This window comes from Alteromonas sp. S015 (assembly GCF_036864485.1).
In the GTDB taxonomy this organism is placed as follows: domain Bacteria; phylum Pseudomonadota; class Gammaproteobacteria; order Enterobacterales; family Alteromonadaceae; genus Alteromonas.
On record NZ_JAZETO010000009.1, the window covers coordinates 1 to 16,592 of the forward strand.

A 16,592-nucleotide genomic window follows, 5' to 3' on the forward strand; every position below is an offset into this window, starting at 1 on the left:
TGTGCGTGAAGGAAATTTAAGATCTACGCACTTCTCAAGTATGGAAATATCGAAATGAGAAAAATAATCCTACTAAGCGTTTCGACATTGTTTTTTCTCATCGGATGCGAAGGAGCACCAAACGAAGAAACTTGGCATTGCTTACAGGAAAACCAGATTAGCCCAGAGTTAATTGCTTCACAAAAGAGTATTGTTGTTTACTCAACTCCAAAAACAGCAAAGTCATCAGGTATCGTGACAATTCAAAATACAGCGCTAAACAAAAAGTCTGAAATGAAAAGCGAGTTAACTTTCAGTCGAGAAGACTCAGGTAAGAAAATCAAAATGACTCTCCTATCAGCAGATTTAGAGATAGTTACTGACGAGTTAAATCTGTTGTCTGAAGGTCGTGCACAAGCTTTGCTTCCAGAGGTCGGAACCTCTATTTCTGGTGAAATCATTTATCAGGATGGTGCAACGCAAAGGGTAAAATATGAAAATAATGAAGTACTTGAATGTACTTTGCAGGATGTTTAGAGACGCACATAACAAACAAATTATGGCACTCGCTGCCGCTCGCTGGGACGCATACACGTGCGCGGCTTCGCCATTATTGCACACGTGTCCGCGCCCCATATTTGGAAGTTAGCAGCCATCGCAATATAGAGGTGTAAATTGGATTTAATCGAATTGCTTGGATTAGGTATTATTCTTGGCCCAGTAAAAGAACTAATTGAGTCAATGCGTAGTTCAAAGGCTCTGACAATAATGGTGATTTTTGGCTTAACTGTTTTCGTTGGCTTTACTTTTTTCTTATTTGAAATGGCAAGTATGCAATAGGGGCATTTTTCACTTTTACGAATGGAAAGGTGTAAAACTCACGGAAACAATTGGCTACCACTCAAAACGAAGCTTTGTATATACATTTAGACCAAACTTATTGTGGGCCCGTATTCGGCAATCGTGGAAGATGGCAGCTAACAATCGCATTAAATCGCTCGCAGGCTCGCTGGGACGCTAACACATGGGCTGTGTCACTTCGTTCCTAATTTTAGCCCATGTGTTATCGCCCTTTATGCGGGTGTTATGTACTTATGGAGTTTTAGTTAAAGTGACGAAGTTTGACTATGCTAAGTTTGGTTTTGAACGAGAAGAATGTGAAGTGCCTGATTTTAGGAAGAAGTTTGATCCCATTCAAACCCCTTCAGAACTATCGTCGAACATACAAAAAGTGGTAGATCAAATTTTGTCTCAGTGCCCCGATTGTGATTGGCAAGAAGACTTACTTACGTTCAAGGTAATTGAAGCACTGCGAAATGTTCTGGCAGAGTATAAATTACCTAATGTTGAAAGTCCCTTCGATGGTGCAAAGTTTGACTTTGAAGCTTACAAATTAACTGGAAAAGCAGAGCAAACACATGGAGACATTGCAGTTATTATAACGCGTCTGTTTCCAGACAAGGTTAAGCCAGTTTCTGGTGTTGCATTCTATGAAGCAAAGGCGTCAGGCTCGGATCATTATGAGAGATGGTCATTTCCTGCTTTTTGCGTACAACAACTTCGGCGCTTAGTTTCAAATACGCCAAAGTTAACCTACCTGTTCTATAACAAACAGAGTAGACAGTACAATAGTACCCGTTGGCCCGGGGCACCTGAAGATAGAGAAAGAACCGAAACGTGGGGTATTTATACTGGTCCGGAAGCGAACGCTATTACAGTTGATGCTAACTTTCTCAAGCAATACCGGGACGTCAACTCTGCTCTATCTAATGTGGGTGAATGTTTTGGTTCTCATTTTGTAGAAAGGATTCTTTCTGGAAGGGACTTAGATTATTCTCGAAATGTCGATGAAACAATTCGACGGTGGTTAAAAGTTACTCGACGTGCCTCGCCATTAATTATCTCCGTTTCAGTTTACGAGGACATAGCTCAAACATTTAGTACTCAACTAGAACTTCCTGGCTTAGAAAAGGTTTCCTTTCCTGAGATTGGGTCGTGATTACTTTCGGCACATACATAACAAGCGCATGAACACTCGCTGCGCTCGCTGGGGACAAAAACACGTGGGCTCCTGGCGCTTCGCTTGAAATTGTAGCCCACGTGTTTTTGCCCGTTATGCGGGTGTTATGCGCCAAAGCGTACAGGATTTACATCCATACTTTTATGAAGGATTCTTATGATCAGAATTTCCTGACTGCCCGTTTGTTTGTAGAAAATAACATGGCTACCTTGAGGAAATTTTCTGTATCCATCTCTTATTTCGTCGCAGCTTTTACCAATATCAGGATTTTCAGACAACATCCAAAACGAATCGTCGAATTGTTTAAGATATACATTACGCTGTTCTCGGCCCCATTTCCGTTGAGTAAACAATGCGATATCTTTTAGATCTGATTTTGCTAGTACGGTTAACTTAAACGGTTTCACTCTTTTAATTCACCGTCTAGTTCTGATATCAGATGCTCAAGGTCGTATTCAGCTTCGCCGCTTTCTTCACCTGCTACAAGTAATTGACGCAGAGTGTTTAATTTGGTTTCCTGTGTTTCTAGCAAGCGAAGAGCTGAACGAATCACCTCGCTTGCTGAACCATACCGACCAGTTTGAATTTGGCTAGCAATAAAGCCATCAAAATGGTCTCCAAGGGTAATGCTGGTGTTTTTAGCCATCTGGTTTCTCCAAGTACCAATATATACCTAATTATGGTACTTGCGCTTTGTAAGTCAATAGCGCATAACACATATGAGCCCAACTCCCGTCAATAGATAATAGTATTTCTCTGGCTGAGTTAGCAGCCAGTCCAAATCCCTGAGCTAAATCCCCTAGCTTCATCTGTCATGGTTATCGTCAGGCATCGCCTGCGGCAAACACATATAGAGCCGCGCCGGTCACCGGCTCTCTTAGTGCGATCTCATCGCTGCCTGTTTCTATGTAATCCATTACGAGTACAGGGGCACTAGACATTCATCGGTTAACCTGATGCTGGCACTATTCAAACATAGTGGCTGATTTCTATCGCCAGTTAGGGGCAGGCTCAGTTCAGGTGCAAGCGATTTAGCACAGAGTATTGATGCGCAACAGACGGATGTCTAATCAAAACGTGGTGGCTGTGGACACTGGTATAGTTCATGTTGAACAGACTCTTTTTCCTAAATCATCATGAACACAATACTCGCCATTCGACCAGTTAGGCGTTCAGCTCATCCGTCTGTGCGACTTACCCTGCTAAAAAGCGCTCACTGTCAAACACCGTTTGATTCTTTAACATAAAGTACATACAACTTCCCAGTTTATGTGCCAATGCAGAGAGTGCTTTTGCTTTGCTCATGCGCTTCTGCAACTTTGCGAGATACGCTTGTGCCGGAGGATTTCCCTTCAAGAACAGCACTGCGGCTTCAGAGAATGCCCATTTAAGGTGCGCATTACTAATTTTATTACCCTGTGTACCGTATGCTTTACCGGCTGATTCCGCTTTGCATTTTACCAGCCGTGAATACGACGCAAACTTCTGAACACTGTCCAAGCGATTAATGGTCCCAATTTCATAAAGAATGGTAAGGGCCAGCACTCGCCCGACGCCAGGCAATGAACGCAGTAGATAGTAGTCTCTGCCATTATCATGCTTAGTGAGCTTTTCTACATGACATTCAATGCTGCTGACTTCATGATCGTAAACTTCGAACAATCGCAGATTCATATCAATACTGCGTTGAACCTGTGGATTCGGGAAATATCCACGCATTGCATCGCGACCTGTGGTATAGCTTAGGTCTGACTTTTCAGGTACTGGCAGGTTGTACTGTGACAACGCATTCTTTATAAATGCTTTTAACTCTGCACTATGGCGCATAGCGTGCGTTCGTCTGCGTAACAAATCTCGAATAGCACGCTTTTCCTTTGGATAAACGTAAGCCAAAGGAAAGTTACCACCTCGCATTAACTTGGCAATCTTGTACGCATCAATTTTATCGTTTTTCGTTTTACCGCCATGAATAGCCTTCATGTACAGGGCATGGCCGAGAATAAAATCAATATTATGATGTTCACAAAAATCACTGAGCCAGTACCAACAATGCATACATTCTGCACCCACCACTATATTTCCAATGTAGGGTGCAAGAAGGTTTAAAGCTGCTCGGGAGAATCTTTTATCTTCTTGTGAACCAGTATCTCGCCACGTTCATCAAGGATACATACATAAAGCATTCGTGCATGAAGATCGATTCCGCAGTAAAAAGGATGTAAGTTAGTATAGAATTTCATTGAGTCTTCTCCATTTTGGGTTTGGTCGCCTTCCAGCTTAGTCAATAAAATTAGTTAAGCTGGGGAGAAGGCTCAATAAGTATCAAAGCGCTGTTGGCGTTCGCTTTCGCTCACTGGGACGCATACACGTGGGCTGCTTCGCATTTTAGCCCGCGCATTAATGCCACTTAAGTTAACGTTAGCTTCCATCGATCACGATCAAGGATTCCAATAATAAATGTTTATAAAAATAGTTAAAACGGTTTTCATTACTCTGTTTTGCATAATTACTTTAGGAGTTTTTAATGCTTATGTGTTCGTTCCTGACCTACAGCGGCATGGCGAGATCGTGGCCTATCGAGGAGGCGGCAGCGCAGTTAACTATGAAAAATTGAATAAAACTGGCTGTACTTCTCTTTCAATAAAAGCATCAGGGGTCAATTCAGTCGAGAACACACTAGAAGCTGTAGCTTCTTCCGTTGCAGCCGGAGCTAACATAATTCATCTAAATGTTCACAGAACTAGTGATGATCAACTGGTTGTTTTTCATGACTGGACGTTAGATTGTGCTACAAATGGGTCTGGGCCGGTAAATAAAACATCATTTGAGCAGTTGAAAAGTATTGATGCTGGATATGGATATACGTTTGATGATGGCACGACTTTCCCATTTAGAGGGAAAGGTTTTGGGATTTCTAAATTAGAGGCGTTTTACAAACGATATCCAAAGCATGAGTTTTGGTTGAACCTAAAGAATAACGACATACGTTCATTCGAAACGCTATATGAGTATCTATCAGAAAAAAAATCTAGCCATATTGTAATTACCTCTTCAAAAGGCATGGAGTGGTTTCGTAACAAGGATTCGTCTCTACGCTTAGCAAGCGTTGGTAGTGTTAAGAGTTGCGGAATAGACTATCTTTTAGTTGGATGGGCAGGGTTAGTTCCTGAGTCCTGCAGGAACACCATTCTTTTTATACCTCCCTCGATGACAAAGTACTTTTGGGGCTACCCTGAACGCCTAGCGTCAAGATTGCAAAGCTATGGTACGGATGTGTATCTTTGGTCTCGGCATGAACCGGTTACAGAACCCTACTATGACGTTGTAGCATCGGGTATTGGAGTTATCACTAGTGACCTTGATTTTATTCGCGCAACACAAGCTAACAAACGCGTTAATTAGGACGCTCGCTCGCTAGCTCTCGGCTATCACGCGGGTGTTTGATATTTATACATAGTTCCCGTATGCGTGGGCTCTGTCGCTTACGCTCGGATGTCCACTTCACTGGGTAAGACCAGTGTTTGTTGTGAGTAGTATTCTAGTGCTCGTTTCGTGGGGCATTGATTTGTGTGCTAGCAGTATTTCAAAAAGGGCTTTCTGTTGGATTTAAAAACCATTGGTTTATTTACTATAACAGCGCTTGCTGAAATTGTTGGGTGCTACCTGCCCTATTTGTGGTTGAAAGAAGATAAATCCATATGGCTGTTAATACCGGCGGCTATATCGTTCGCGCTTTTTGCTTGGTTATTGTCACTTCACCCTACAGCGGCTGGACGTGTTTACGCCGCCTACGGCGGTGTTTATATTTTTATGGCTATTATGTGGCTTTGGCTGGTTGATGGTGTGAAGCCAACCTTTTGGGATTTAGCGGGCACCTTAGTCGCTTTAATTGGGATGGCAATAATTATGTTCGCTCCAAAAAATCACTAATTAGATGTTTTCTTAATACAATTAACGAAGAAAATACAATGAAGATCACCTTTATTCCAAGTACGAATCTGCATAAAGCTGCCGAGTTTACCTTTAATAACATGCGCGATTATTACGCTCGGTTTGCACCTGATTGGGACGCCGAAAAAGTGCTTGGGGTTACCGCAGAACTCATTAACTACGACATTCAAGTAGACAGCGAAACAGTGGGAGTTATTCGCCTTCAGTTCGAAGATGACACATGTATATTGCGTGATCTTCAAGTCTTACCCAGCGAACAGAATAAAGGCATAGGTGAAGCTGCTATTAAGAAGGCGGAAGAACTTGCACTAGCAGCTAAGGCACATTTACTTACGTTACGAGTTTTCAAAATAAGCCCTGCAGTTTCGCTTTATAAAAAAGTAGGATTTGTCATTAAAAGTGAAGATGATCGCTTTTTTAACATGGCAAAACCCTTAAACATTTAACAAATAGGCTTTAAAGCCAACTATTGAGAAAATACCTGAAGGCAAAAGTACATGAACATTATTATTGACGACCTCACCGGGGGAGAAGTGCTAGCACTCTTAGAAGAACATTTGTCAGACATGTATGCTACATCGCCCCCCGAGAGCGTACATGCATTAGATGTTGATGCACTAAAAGCCCCAGACATTACTTTTTTTAGTGGTTGGAAGCAGCAACAGCTAGCGGGCTGTGTCGCGATTAAAGCCCTTGATACCCATAGCGCTGAGCTGAAATCTATGCGCACCGCTAAATCGTTCAGAGGGTGCGGTGTGGCATCGCAGTTGTTACTTTTTGCCCTAGAACATGCGAAAATGAGAGGGTTCAGTTCGGTAAGTTTAGAAACGGGTACGCAGGATTACTTTTTGGCGGCAAGAACGCTATACAAAAAGTTTGGTTTTATTGATTGCGGTCCATTTGGCAGATACTCCCTTGATCCCAACAGCCACTTTATGACCCGAGCGATTTAATTTAGTATTTTAAGAGAATTCCACATGTCATTACCTCCATGCCCGCACTGCCAATCAGAATATGTATATGAAGATCAGCCTCTACTTGTTTGCCCTGAATGTGGCCACGAGTGGAACCCGAACGAGGTAGAAGACGAAGTTTCAGCGAAAGACTATAACGGTACGCCGTTAGTAGCCGGTGACAAGATTACGCTGGCAAAAGATTTGAAAGTGAAAGGCAGTTCGCTGGTACTTAAAATTGGAACCAAAGCCGTTATCCGTCACGTGAAAGATGCGAAAGACCACCAGCTTGACTGCAAAGTAGATGGCGCTGGTGAAATGATGCTAACTGCACAGTTTGTTAAAAAGGCTTAGACGGCGCTTTATTGAACGTAACCTTTCCTCCTTTGGGCGCGCTTATCTTTTTGTTTTTTACCGGGCGCGCTCCCTAGGCCATGCAACTTCCATTTAAAAATTTGCTACTTCATTGGTAATCGTTTCAGTAAGTAGGCTAATTGCTTGCGAAGACACTTTCTGAGGATTAACCAAACAAACCCCCACGTGCCCAAGTTCGGGTAAACTTTCTGAATTAGATAAAACGTGTAACCCTGGCGGCACCGAGCTTTTTGCTAACACGGTAATGCCCAGTCCTTCATTAATGGCCGTTTGTATGCCGTTAAGGTCAGCAATGGTATACACCACCTGCCACGGCTTTTTAATTGCCGATAAGAGACTGGTTGCTCGCTTGCGATAAATACAAGGCGAGGGGGCGGCAATAATAGGAAGTTTAGCAGGGACGCTATTCACGAAGCGCTGACTCCCCACCCATACCAGCTGATCTGAAATGATATAACCATCTTGCTGCGGATCGGGCTTTTCTTGCAAAGAAAGAATTAAATCGAACTGACTTTTTAATGGTTCACTTAGTAAGTCTTTACTTAGCGCACAATGAACCTCTAGTGATATTTCCGGGTAGGTTTGCGTGAATCTTCGGATAATTTTAGGCATAAGCGTTGTGCTAAATTCACTGGGAATACCTAATCGAATATTTCCCGTGACTTGCGGCTTACCGAATTCGGCCATAGCCTGATCATTAAGTGCCACTATCTTTTCACCGTACGACAGTAAGCGACTGCCAGCGCCAGTCAACGCTAAGCGATTTTTGTCCCGAGAGAATAGTTTTTCCCCAATCATTTCTTCTAGTTTTTTTATCTGTAAGCTAATGGCTGGTTGCGTACGTTGAAGTTGCTCGGCACACTGCGTATAGCTACCTGTCTGTGCGATAAGCACAAACGAACGTAGAAAATCTATGGACAAGTTTTTCATTACTTTGCTTAACACCTATCTATCAGCTTTGTGTTATTTTGACAGTTTTCATTCACATTGCGGTGACGTTTGATATCACAAAACACTTACCGTATGGGGTAAGGCATAACTAAGCGAATCAAGCAGTCATTCTCAGCGCCTTGCATAACAAATTAAATAATATCAATGGCATAAATTTAATGGTTTTGCCGCTAACATTACGTTTTGTTTTACCTCGCCAATGCCAGAGTTACTCACCACCCCATTTAATAAAATTATAATGCCATATTTTTTATTAATTTTATTTATTAATTTTACACTCCTAGTATCAAATACAAAATAATGACATTTTGGAGTTAGCATGAATCCACTTAACCAGCACCTTCAACAACAAGACCCAGATATCGCGCAGTTAATTGCGCAAGAAGATCAACGCCAAGAAAATCATATTGAGCTGATCGCATCGGAGAACTACACCAGTAAAGCGGTAATGCAAGCACAAGGCAGTCAGCTAACTAATAAATATGCAGAAGGCTATCCGGGTAAGCGCTATTACGGTGGCTGCGAGGCGGTGGATAAAATAGAACAGCTTGCAATCGAAAGGGCTAAAACATTGTTTGAGGCTGACTATGTGAATGTGCAGCCTCACTCTGGCTCTCAAGCGAATACTGCCGTTTATATGGCATTATTGAATCCGGGCGATACTATTCTTGGATTAAGTCTTGACCACGGGGGGCATCTCACTCACGGTGCGAAGCCTAATTTTTCGGGCAAGCTATATAACGCTATTCAGTATGGATTGAATACTGAAACCGGCGACATTGACTATGCCCAAGTAGAAGCATTGGCTAAAGAGCACAGCCCTAAAATGATTGTAGCCGGCTTTTCAGTTTATTCTCGCGTGGTCGACTGGCAGAAGTTTAGAGATATCGCCGACAGTGTAGGTGCGTATCTGCTTGTGGACATGGCGCATGTTGCTGGCCTAGTGGCAGCAGGAGTTTATCCCTCGCCAATTAGCGCGGCACACGTAGTTACTACTACTACTCACAAAACACTACGCGGCCCTCGTGGCGGCCTTATTATGTGTAAGTCTAATCCTGAGCTTGAAAAGAAGTTTAACTCGCTCATTTTTCCGGGCATTCAGGGCGGACCACTTATGCACGTTATTGCAGCTAAAGCTGTGGCGTTTAGAGAAGCCATGACAGCGGAATTCAGAAGTTATCAAAAGCAAGTGGTCACTAACGCACGGGCTATGGCTGATGTGTTTATGAAGCGCGGCTTTGACGTAGTATCTAACGGTACAGACAACCACATGTTTCTGCTTAGTCTTGTGAGCAAAGGAATGACGGGGAAAGAAGCCGATGCGGTATTAAATCGCGTAAATATAACGGTAAATAAGAATACGGTACCTAACGACCCGCAGTCGCCATTCGTAACAAGCGGTATTCGTATTGGTACGCCAGCAGTAACTTCACGCAATTTTAGTGAAGACGATTGCGCTAAACTAGCCCACTGGATTTGCGATGTGTTAACGGCTCCCGAAGACAATGCAGTGATACAGCAGGTTAAAGACAATGTGGCAACACTAGCCACGGCACATCCCGTTTATACAAAATAGTACGGGGCACTATACAGAGCGAACTCGTGCGTTGCAGGTAGCCACCATTACCCGCCACACGAGTTTGGCTCGTTCATTAAGCTGTACTATTCCCACTTCCCATGCTTCTTCCATCGCGTGCTGCCACACGTCGCACGTTTCAATGGTGTCGCCATATAAAGGTGCTAACGATAAACTAATTCGTAGCGACTCTAGCCATTCCCGAAATAGTGAATCCTGAATACCTGCTTCACGCATTTGAGAAAGCTGTAGTGATGCTTGCTGTTTTATACCTTGTAGCCTTTTATAGATTTCGCGAGGGTCTTCTTGCTGACCCAGAATATGAAGTTCTCGCTCAATATCGTAAGCATTGTGCCAGTGGATAGTTTGCGGTGGTTCTTTTGAACAGCCCCATATTGCCGCACTCATAAGCGTGAGCAGCATGATACGCTTACCCCATAATAAAATGGCTGAAAGGAATAGTTTTTTGCCACGCGCCAAGCTGCGAACTCCTCAAACGATGTCATTTACAGTATAGATGAGTATTGCGCAGGGGCTCGGATAAGTGCGCGTAATTAAGCTAATTTATTAAGGCAAGACTTGCGCAGCACCTTAAGTGCTCTGGGCTCTCGTTACGATAGGAAGTGGCTAGCTAAACCACTTCCACCATATAAACATGATTAAAAACCCAAATAGATAGATCAGGCCTAAATAGCTAAGTAACTTCACTCCCACATTGGGTGTCGCGTCTTGATGAAGCTTGGTTTGTGCGACAAGCTTGTGATTGAGCCAAGCAAACATTGGAGTAGTCACAAAGGCCAGCGTCATGGCAAAGCCTAGCATTGCCAATAGCGCAGACTTGAAGAATAGCACGATGATAAAACTCGCCACTGCCATAAACAGTAGCACTGGCGTAACTAGCGTATTTCTTGCGTTTCTGTCTTTGTTAAAAAGCAGCGCTATTGCTTCAGCAACCACCCGCGCATAACCGTCATACACGGTTAGCGCCGAACCAAAAATACACAAAAAGGCAACCAGTGCGATAAGCCAATGCGCCCACTGTCCAATGGTTGATGAGTACATACTTATTAACTGATGGGAAAAGCCGATTCCACTGGTACTTAGCTCTGTGCCGCTGCCATACAAGATTAATGCACCTAAGCCCAAGAACAACAATGCGAGTAGTACCGTCACTGCATAACCTAAGTTAAAATCGAAAAGGGCAGACTTTGGCGTTACGGCTTGCCCTTTGCATTGGCGCTTTAGCCAAAGTGAAGTAATGGACGATATTTCAATAGGCGCGGGCATCCACCCCATTGTGACTACTAAAAAGCCTAATGTAGCGAGCGTCCACGGGGAAGGTTGAGCCTCTGTTGACACAGTGGGTACGGTATAATTACTAAGAGCAACAATAAATACAGCAACTGTTGCTACAACAAGAACGCCCATAATGCCTTTGGCGATATTGTCTAAGCCTTCAAAGTGCCCAGCAAACAATATAGCTAGTATCAGCGCTAAAACTACTGACGCAGACAGTGATATGGCGATATCGAATGGAATAAAATATGACAATAAGCTAGCAGCAAAGAGCAGTAGAGCCGCAGCATTTACCACTGATGCAATGCTATTAAGACCTAAAGCAATGGCTAAGTATCGCCTCCCCATTCCTAAATAGCCTTGCTGCAGCGTTTGTTTAGTGCTGATAGTGTAGCTAACGCCTGCCCTAAAAAACGGGTATTTAAGTAGGTTCACCAACAGTATGAGCAACGCTAACTGCCAGCCAAACTTTGCCCCAGCTTGCGTTGATGCCACTAAGTGACTGCCGCCTACCGCCGCTGTTGCCATAAGCACGCCCGGGCCAAGCAGTTTTAACAGGGCTATAGAGCGGGCAAAGAACGATGTTTCAGCTTTGTACGACAAGGCAACCTCTAAACGGGTACTAGAAAATAGCCGTTAACCATATCAGGTAAATAAACAGCAGAAAAGAGAATAGGAAGGTAGGAAAGATTTGGGTAGCGCACCGCTATTGGTTCGCTACCTAGTTCTCGGTTTTAAAGATCGTTAATTGGCTTTTATTTAAAGCTGAGCTTTACACTAACGTCGGTCGAAGTTCACTTTTTTCTGAGGGTGCTGGTAATACCCTTCTTTAAGCAAACGCTTAAAGCGAGTCAACTTTCCGTCCAGCGTCAGCTCTTCTAGCCCTTTATTAAACAGCGACAAAATAAGCTGACTATCATCTTGCCCTTTAGGCACTAACAGATGCGTGGTTACGGTTGAGATAAACGGCTTAATCGGCTTCACATCTCTGCGGTCGCTGCTATTAAAGTCACGCTGAAGCAAATACCATCCGGTAAGCTCATCAATGGGGAAAACGCCAATTTTACCGTCAATCAGCGCCTGTAAATTGTCTTTATCTGTGGCACTTTCCACAACATTACTGCTGCTTTCAATATAAGCGGCAAGTTCGTCATTGTATAAATACCCTTCTGTCACGCCCATTTTTAAGTCTTCTATGTCGCTTAATTCAGCCCAAGTATCGGGGCCCTTCTCGGCATTTACGTAAAACACCAGGCTTTCCGCACTAATAGGATTACTGTGGAAAAACTCACTTTCTCGGGCGCGCACAAAATTGCCGTATGAGATGGCGTCGTATTCGCCTTTCAGTGTTGCTTCAAGCGCTTCTTCCCAAGGTAAAGATACAAATTCAACCACAACGCCCGTTTCTAAAAACGCATCGGCGATAATGTGATTGATATAACCGTCGTGCTGCATGTCAGTTGACGTATAAGGTGCATACTCCGTGGTCGCTATTCGCAGTTTCATCCACGCATGGGCAAAACTTTGCATTGGAACTAGCGCTAGTATAAATGTCGCTATTAATAGTAATCGCATGTCAAAGTCCTGTTAGTGATTAGAAGTAAATACCAAGGTTTATGTTCAGGCGGTGGGTAGTTTCTTGTCTACCACCTAAATCGAGTCCCACGCCAGGACCGCCTGAAAACCACATGTTTTTGCCTTGGATACTGTCTACATATACAAACAGTTTATCCCAGCCAAAGCTACAGCCGTTTATCCACTGCGACGAGTTTTTCCCTTCGCTTCCTTCACCTTTTGCCACGCTGTACTCCGAGTAACAAGTAAGTGACTCTATGTGCGTGAACTTATAAGGCACAGAGTACACAAGGTTTGCTGAATAGGTTTTACCGTCTGCCGCGGCTAAGAATGGGAAGGTGAAAGAAGATAGCGCGATGCGATCGTCGGCCTGCTCCTCTGGTGCAGCTAGGTCATATTCATAGTCGATATACTGCAACTCGACTTTTAGGTCACCTTGAGTATGGCGCATATGAATGGCATGGGCATTCATATCACCATCATCTAGTGTATCTAGATTCAAGATGCTCCCGTATTGATACGACACACCAATATCGGTAGTGCCTCCGCGAATAAAGTTTGCCGTGTAGTTCGCGCGTAAATTATATTGGCCGTCTTCTTTATTTCGATACTCACCGTCGTCCGCCACGTCGAACGAATAGCGCCCAAACTCAGCGGCATCGTTGTACTCGTCGTTCATAAAATAGGCGGCTTGAAAATCCCAGTTGCCCCAATCATGATTTATTTTCACCCCAGCATCGTAATCATCTTCGAAGCCAAGATAATAATTTACCGAGAACCAAAAGTTGTTACTGGCAAACGGTTGAAGACCAAATGGGGTTTGGGTGATGCCTGCGGTAATCTCGGTTTGCTCATCGAAATGATAAGTCAGCTCGGCGAACCTTACTGTGTCGAAATCGGTGTTTTCGTACCATCGATATTCGGCTTTATAGCTAAATTGATCAGACTCGCCCGACACGCCAAGTTTGAATGATTCAAATTCGAAACCATCTCTAAACTCGGGGAGTTGCCAGTCTTGATGCCCGTAGTTAACTCTAACATGACCGCTCAAATTAAAGGGAAGTTCGTCGGCATTTGCGAAGCTTGAGGTGCACGAGGCCATTGAAACTAAAGAAAATGCGGATAGTAGCTTGTTCATTACTGTTCCTGTATTGAATTTTTGGTGGGAACCCTTTGCTAGAAAATGCCTCTAAGAAACATGAGGGGCGTTCAAGCGCTTAGGTGTATCGAGCACCAAAATAAATCCTTCAGTACTAACAATACTGAGCAAACCTTAAAAAAAGATCATTTGTTAAGGTCAGACTTCTGTGAATTGACTCATGGAAAATCATCGCCCCCCACAAGGCGGCAGATATACCAATCCGCATAGATCGTTTACTGTGGAAAGTGAAGTGCTATGTATGCGCGGTAGATGCGGAAAGTTTTGCTGGGAACGTCGGGTCTTATCTACTAATTGATCGCCACTTGAACATCAAATAGGGGAATATGTGAATATAGCGTGCCAGCTTTATGACTACATCGAAATTGCCTGCATGTATGGGCTTGAGGTGAGCGTAGTATTAAAAGACGGGAATACGGTAAAGGGTACAGCACTGACCACAGTTATCGATAAACGCAACGACGTGCCCACAGAGTGTATTCAAATGTCCATCGACAAAACCACGCAAAATATTGCGCTTAATGAAATCGCTCAACTTCATGCAATAACTGACAACCCGCATTTCAGCTCAGTCAGCTTTTAGGTAGTATGCGCAACTAACTTAGCTTAACTTTCAAAGTGATCCTGATTTATGACGCAAAACCTCTCGGCCATTACTTTTTTTGTAGACGACTACGACAGTGCCGTTGAATACTTCACCACGGTTTTAAACTTTACCTTAACCGAAGACAAAGTAACCGGCGAAAACTCGCGTTTTGTTTTGGTCACCCCACCACACAGCGCTACGAGTTTGTTGTTAGCGCAAGCTAAAAACCATGTCGAATCAACACTTATTGGCAACCAAGCCGCCGATAAAGTATTTTTAATTTTGAATACTGACGACTTCTGGCGCGACTTCAATGCCATGCAAAGCAAAGGGGTGGCATTTTTAGAAACCCCTCGGGAAGAAGTGTATGGTACGGTAGCCATCTTTAAAGATAAGTTTGGCAATAAGTGGGACTTGATCCAAACCACTGAATAGCACTTTATACAAGTGTAACTTGCCAATAGCGCGTTCCGTACCGCAAGGTTAATCACACAGTAAAGACGTAGAGGAGAAATAACACGTGCAGGCCATGAAGCGTTCCATTATTGCTGATGTAGTTGCAATAGCGGCGATAGCACTATTGATTACTACGACGTTTTATTGGATTGAAGCAAGGCGCGAAGTGATCATTCTCTGCGACAACTTTACGCCTGGCGTATCGAAAAAAAGTGTCGAACGCCAGCTGGATACTGCAAACTTATTGTTGTGGGATTCAGAGTTTGTTGCAAATGGCAGCAAAATCGAAGCATATAGCCCTCTGCACCTGGGCATTATGAAATGCAGTGTAGAATTTAACAAGCAAGATATCGTTGTGTTCTCTATTGTGGAGTAATGAGCCTCTCTAATCGCTTATTTCACTTTTTGCGATTTATCTGAACCAGCTTGGTGCAACGTTTACATCGACGCAACACCTTGTTCACCGGTGCGCTAAAAGTCGTAAAGGCAAACTTACCTTCTTTCATTTATCGCATGGAGTTAACTTCTCACCCCGCTGTTACCTCTTAGGCTGTAAACGTATAATTACGCTGTGTCTTCTTAACGCAAATTCTTTCTTATGCAAAAAACAAAACACAGTGTCATCGAGGATGTTTTCGCCCTGATAAGCGCCGGCTTGTTTGTTGCTTTTGGCGTATATTTATTTCAGTCTCAAGACTTAATGGTTGGCGGAGCGGCAGGTTTAGCGCTGTTAGGTACGTATGCTTTTGACATGGATTTCGGCTTGTTATTCTTTTTGATTAACTTACCGTTTTATACGCTAGCTTGGACGCAAATTAGCAAGCGTTTCACCATTAACACCTTCATATCGGTTACTACGGTTTCTGTGCTTACTGAGCAAATTCCGGCGTTTGTGGATATTAGCCACGTAAACCCATTTTTTGCAGCGGTATTCGGCGGTATTTTAATTGGTGTAGGTATGCTGATGATGTTTCGTCATAGCTCAAGCCTTGGTGGCGTTGGCATTATGGCGTTCTATTTACAACAGCGTTTCAATATCAGAGCTGGTACGTTCCAGTTAACCGTAGATAGTTGTATATTGCTCAGCGCGCTGTTTTTCATAGCCTGGCCTTTAGTGCTCATTTCAATTTTAGCGGCGTTTTGTTTGAACATGGTTATTTCGCTTAACCATAGGCCTGAACGTTACTTCCCTGTGCAAGGCGAACCTGAATCAAAAAAGGCAGAAGCTGAGTTTAACAACGCCGATACTAATCAGATAGAAAATCGTGCTGAAAACAGTCTAGACCAGTGCTTAGACAGCGAACTTCGCGCTCAAAACGGCTGAATTTACTCAGCCAGTCATTGCCATTCGGTCATAAGTTTTAGCTGTTACTCCTTCTAAAAAGAAACAGCAGTGGTGGTTAGGGCGACTAATAAAAAGCCCGGTTGGGCACAACCTAACCGGGCTTTCTTGTATCTTTTATTTGTATCCCTAGACGCCTACGACAACCTATTGCTTCTTCTGAACAGGTCTTGACGGCCGACTTACTACTCCACGGTTCACTCTTGGACGAGAAAACGAAGTACGCATACAAACCTCACTTATGAGTTGTTGCTCAGCACAGTTGGAGGCGAAACATTCACCGCAATCCCGTAACCAAGCCAACACAGTATAGACTCAAAATAGGGGTAAAAGTCTCATTCTTTTAATGAATAGTGCTTTATTAAAACTTATA

The 16,592-nt window shown here is 43.5% G+C and carries 20 protein-coding genes and 1 pseudogene; 13 read left to right on the forward strand and 8 right to left on the reverse strand.

Annotated elements, in window-relative coordinates:
• Window positions 1-54: 54 nt before the first annotated feature.
• The 3 genes from V7R42_RS16255 (at window position 55) to V7R42_RS16265 (ending at window position 1,978) form a co-directional block, all read left to right on the forward strand.
• Window positions 55-516 carry a hypothetical protein gene (locus V7R42_RS16255; protein ID WP_334021271.1) on the forward strand — a complete coding sequence of 154 codons (462 nt, stop codon included), beginning with the start codon at window positions 55-57 and terminating at the stop codon, window positions 514-516.
• 138 nt (window positions 517-654) lie between these two features.
• The gene (locus tag V7R42_RS16260; RefSeq protein WP_334021272.1) at window positions 655-819 is read left to right on the forward strand and encodes a hypothetical protein; all 165 of its coding nucleotides are present in this window, start codon (window positions 655-657) and stop codon (window positions 817-819) included.
• Window positions 820-1,090: 271 nt separating this feature from the next.
• A complete protein-coding gene (locus V7R42_RS16265) occupies window positions 1,091-1,978 on the forward strand; it encodes a hypothetical protein (protein ID WP_334021273.1) in 888 nt (295 codons plus the stop codon).
• A gap of 125 nt (window positions 1,979-2,103) precedes the next feature.
• Here V7R42_RS16265 and V7R42_RS16270 read toward each other — a convergent pair whose 3' ends face one another.
• From V7R42_RS16270 to V7R42_RS16280, 3 genes and pseudogenes are all read right to left on the reverse strand, one after another.
• Entirely contained in the window at window positions 2,104-2,406 is a 303-nt protein-coding gene (locus V7R42_RS16270) for a type II toxin-antitoxin system RelE/ParE family toxin (protein ID WP_069943669.1), read from the reverse strand.
• On the reverse strand, window positions 2,403-2,645 hold the full coding sequence (locus tag V7R42_RS16275) for a type II toxin-antitoxin system ParD family antitoxin (RefSeq protein WP_014978218.1): 243 nt from the start codon (window positions 2,643-2,645) through the stop codon (window positions 2,403-2,405). Before V7R42_RS16275 ends, V7R42_RS16270 begins: the two co-directional genes overlap by 4 nt.
• Window positions 2,646-3,193: 548 nt before the next feature.
• A pseudogene (locus V7R42_RS16280) lies at window positions 3,194-4,239 on the reverse strand (IS110 family transposase).
• Window positions 4,240-4,456: 217 nt separating this feature from the next.
• Here V7R42_RS16280 and V7R42_RS16285 point away from each other — a divergent pair.
• From V7R42_RS16285 to V7R42_RS16305, 5 genes are all read left to right on the forward strand, one after another.
• Window positions 4,457-5,401: a glycerophosphodiester phosphodiesterase family protein gene (locus V7R42_RS16285; protein WP_334021274.1), complete on the forward strand. Its 945-nt coding sequence runs from the start codon at window positions 4,457-4,459 to the stop codon at window positions 5,399-5,401.
• Window positions 5,402-5,596: 195 nt separating this feature from the next.
• Window positions 5,597-5,929 carry a YnfA family protein gene (locus V7R42_RS16290; protein ID WP_334021592.1) on the forward strand — a complete coding sequence of 111 codons (333 nt, stop codon included), beginning with the start codon at window positions 5,597-5,599 and terminating at the stop codon, window positions 5,927-5,929.
• A gap of 38 nt (window positions 5,930-5,967) precedes the next feature.
• Window positions 5,968-6,396 (forward strand): GNAT family N-acetyltransferase, encoded by a 429-nt coding sequence (locus V7R42_RS16295; RefSeq protein WP_334021276.1) that lies wholly within the window; start codon window positions 5,968-5,970, stop codon window positions 6,394-6,396.
• Window positions 6,397-6,447: 51 nt separating this feature from the next.
• Window positions 6,448-6,903, forward strand: a complete 456-nt coding sequence (locus V7R42_RS16300) for a GNAT family N-acetyltransferase (protein WP_334021277.1) — start codon at window positions 6,448-6,450, stop codon at window positions 6,901-6,903.
• A 24-nt stretch (window positions 6,904-6,927) separates the two neighbouring features.
• On the forward strand, window positions 6,928-7,257 hold the full coding sequence (locus V7R42_RS16305) for a zinc ribbon domain-containing protein YjdM (protein WP_334021278.1): 330 nt from the start codon (window positions 6,928-6,930) through the stop codon (window positions 7,255-7,257).
• A gap of 93 nt (window positions 7,258-7,350) precedes the next feature.
• Here the strand turns inward: V7R42_RS16305 and V7R42_RS16310 are convergent, their stop codons facing one another.
• A complete protein-coding gene (locus V7R42_RS16310) occupies window positions 7,351-8,208 on the reverse strand; it encodes a LysR family transcriptional regulator (protein WP_334021279.1) in 858 nt (285 codons plus the stop codon).
• A gap of 340 nt (window positions 8,209-8,548) precedes the next feature.
• Between V7R42_RS16310 and glyA the strand changes: the two genes are divergently transcribed.
• Entirely contained in the window at window positions 8,549-9,805 is a 1,257-nt protein-coding gene (gene glyA, locus V7R42_RS16315) for a serine hydroxymethyltransferase (RefSeq protein WP_334021280.1), read from the forward strand.
• A 9-nt stretch (window positions 9,806-9,814) separates the two neighbouring features.
• Here glyA and V7R42_RS16320 read toward each other — a convergent pair whose 3' ends face one another.
• The 4 genes from V7R42_RS16320 to V7R42_RS16335 form a co-directional block, all read right to left on the reverse strand.
• Window positions 9,815-10,285, reverse strand: coding sequence for a hypothetical protein (locus V7R42_RS16320; protein WP_334021282.1), 471 nt, complete (start codon window positions 10,283-10,285; stop codon window positions 9,815-9,817).
• Between the two features lie 147 nt (window positions 10,286-10,432).
• Window positions 10,433-11,704: an NRAMP family divalent metal transporter gene (locus tag V7R42_RS16325; RefSeq protein ID WP_334021283.1), complete on the reverse strand. Its 1,272-nt coding sequence runs from the start codon at window positions 11,702-11,704 to the stop codon at window positions 10,433-10,435.
• A 174-nt stretch (window positions 11,705-11,878) separates the two neighbouring features.
• The gene (locus V7R42_RS16330) at window positions 11,879-12,676 is read right to left on the reverse strand and encodes a substrate-binding periplasmic protein (protein WP_334021285.1); all 798 of its coding nucleotides are present in this window, start codon (window positions 12,674-12,676) and stop codon (window positions 11,879-11,881) included.
• A gap of 19 nt (window positions 12,677-12,695) precedes the next feature.
• Window positions 12,696-13,814 (reverse strand): porin, encoded by a 1,119-nt coding sequence (locus tag V7R42_RS16335; RefSeq protein WP_334021287.1) that lies wholly within the window; start codon window positions 13,812-13,814, stop codon window positions 12,696-12,698.
• A 349-nt stretch (window positions 13,815-14,163) separates the two neighbouring features.
• Between V7R42_RS16335 and V7R42_RS16340 the strand changes: the two genes are divergently transcribed.
• The 4 genes from V7R42_RS16340 (at window position 14,164) to V7R42_RS16355 (ending at window position 16,201) form a co-directional block, all read left to right on the forward strand.
• Window positions 14,164-14,418, forward strand: a complete 255-nt coding sequence (locus tag V7R42_RS16340) for a Rho-binding antiterminator (protein WP_334021288.1) — start codon at window positions 14,164-14,166, stop codon at window positions 14,416-14,418.
• A gap of 48 nt (window positions 14,419-14,466) precedes the next feature.
• Entirely contained in the window at window positions 14,467-14,856 is a 390-nt protein-coding gene (locus V7R42_RS16345) for a VOC family protein (protein WP_334021289.1), read from the forward strand.
• Between the two features lie 85 nt (window positions 14,857-14,941).
• On the forward strand, window positions 14,942-15,253 hold the full coding sequence (locus V7R42_RS16350; RefSeq protein WP_334021290.1) for a hypothetical protein: 312 nt from the start codon (window positions 14,942-14,944) through the stop codon (window positions 15,251-15,253).
• A 222-nt stretch (window positions 15,254-15,475) separates the two neighbouring features.
• On the forward strand, window positions 15,476-16,201 hold the full coding sequence (locus tag V7R42_RS16355) for a YitT family protein (RefSeq protein WP_334021291.1): 726 nt from the start codon (window positions 15,476-15,478) through the stop codon (window positions 16,199-16,201).
• Window positions 16,202-16,592 lie beyond the last annotated feature (391 nt).